A 539-nucleotide genomic window follows, 5' to 3' on the forward strand; every position below is an offset into this window, starting at 1 on the left:
ATCATCGCAAATTGCAGCATCGGTGCCAACGCATTGTTAAAGAAAAACAACACTGCCAAGCCTGCTACCGTGGTGAAAAACATCGACAAATTCAAGTAACCTTGACGAGCTTCCTGCTTATTCAGCAATAAGCGTATGGCTTCCACATTGCTGCGGCTGTAGCCGTCAATCACGGTAATCGTGGTGCCGAACATACAGGCAAAAGCGATAAAAGCGATTAACAGCCGCGACCACTCACCAATCGTCACCGCATACATATTGATCAATTGTGCAATGTACCGTCCGCCCACTTTCTCGACTTCCACACCGGAACCGTATTGCACCAACGCACCCAATGCCAAAAAGACCAGCGCCAATATTGCAGTGCCGATATAACCGACATTGAAATCAAACAAACCGTCACGGTAAGAGACTTTAGCCAGGCGGCGTTTTGCCACCACCCACATTGAATTGATCGCCGAAATTTCAATCGGCGCCGGCATCCAACCCATCAAGGCGACAATAAATGCTAGCGCACCTAAATTCCATGGCGTTGCTGC

General features: G+C 48.8%; 1 pseudogene. It reads right to left on the reverse strand.

Features of this window, described 5'->3' with window-relative positions:
- Positions 1 to 539 (reverse strand): annotated as a pseudogene (locus FHQ23_RS11460) (divalent metal cation transporter); the annotation flags it as partial.

Source organism: Testudinibacter crocodili, assembly GCF_006228025.1.
GTDB lineage: Bacteria > Pseudomonadota > Gammaproteobacteria > Enterobacterales > Pasteurellaceae > Chelonobacter.